The sequence below is a fragment of the Pseudomonas juntendi genome, from assembly GCF_009932375.1.
GTDB classification, from domain to species: Bacteria; Pseudomonadota; Gammaproteobacteria; order Pseudomonadales; family Pseudomonadaceae; genus Aquipseudomonas; species Aquipseudomonas juntendi.
In genome coordinates this window covers 1-1307 of sequence record NZ_BLJG01000059.1, presented here as the reverse complement: position 1 = coordinate 1307, position 1307 = coordinate 1, and the positions used below count along the sequence as shown (strand labels likewise).

The window sequence follows — 1307 nt, the reverse complement described above, 5'->3', positions numbered from 1 at the left end:
TGGTTCTTCGCGGAGTCTGGGGGAAGAGCGAGTTGACAGTCAGGGAAGCAGGTAAATTGGCAGTCGCCAAACACACCCTTCACCTGTCCCTGCTGTCGCCGTGCATCCTATTGATCTTGCCGCTTTCTGGCCAGGCTACGACGCCGTTACCTGTCGCCCATCTACCGATAACACCCTCCTCATTGAGCTTGAACCTCAAGCCGGCTCTCTTCCTAAGTGCGGGCGTTGTGGCCAGTTCAGCCCGTTGATTCACGATCGCCGGATTCGTCTGGTGCGTGATCGTGATCTGTTCGATCAGCGCGTCCTGCTTCAACTACCAGTGCGCCGAGTCGATTGCCTGAGTTGTGGGCGGGTGACCGAGCGGATCGACTGGTTGGAGCCAGCATCTCGGCTGACCCAGCGGTTACGGATATGGCTCGAAAGCTTGCTGCGGCTGCTGCCGATCAGCCACGTCAGCCAGCTCACCGGCCTGCATTGGCACACCCTCAAAACGCTCGATAAACGACGCCTTCAAGCCGAGGTAGGCAACTTCGATTCAACCGGTGTCCGCCGCCTGGTGATGGACGAGTTCGCCCTGCACAAAGGGCATCGCTATGCCACGGTCATCATGGATGCCGAGCGAACGCGGGTATTGTGGGTCGGCCACGGCAACAGCCGCGAGGCGGTCCGCCCGTTCTTTGAATTGCTCGGCAAGCACTGCCAGCAGATAGAGGCGGTGGCCATGGACATGAACACGGCTTTTGATTTGGAGGTGAAGAAGCATTGCCCGCAAGCCGAAGTGGTGTACGACCTGTTTCACGTCGTCGCGCGCTACGGTCGGGATGTGATCGACCGTATCCGGGTTGACCAGGCCAACCTCCTGCGCGAAGACAAGCCGGCACGAAAGGCGGTCAAGCAAAGCCGCTGGCTGCTGCTGCGCAATCGCAACAACCTGAAGGACGGACAAGCCGTGCAGCTTCAAGAACTACTCGCGGCCAACCAGCCGCTGGCTACGGTCTATGTCCTCAAGGATGCGCTGAAGGATGTCTGGTTCGCCCCCAGCGTACGAGAGGGCTGGCGCCGCTGGCGAACCTGGTTGCGGCACGCCCGGGACAGCGGCCTCGCGCCGCTACAGCGCTTCGCTCGCAACCTGCGCAAATACGCCCGAGGCATCCTCGCCAGTGCCAACTTCCATATGCATACCAGCGTCCTTGAGGGCGTCAACAACCGCATCAAGGTGATCAAGCGTATGGCCTATGGTTTTCGGGACTCGGAATACTTTTTCCTGAAAATCAAGGCTGCCTTCCCCGGGAAAGCGCGATGAACCT

General features: G+C 59.8%; 1 protein-coding gene. It reads left to right on the top strand.

Annotated features, from left to right (window positions below; translation table 11 throughout):
- Nucleotides 1–100: 100 nt before the first annotated feature.
- A complete protein-coding gene (locus GYA94_RS08675) occupies nucleotides 101–1303 on the top strand; it encodes an ISL3 family transposase (RefSeq protein WP_003464938.1) in 1203 nt (400 codons plus the stop codon).
- The last annotated feature ends 4 nt before the right edge of the window (nucleotides 1304–1307 follow it).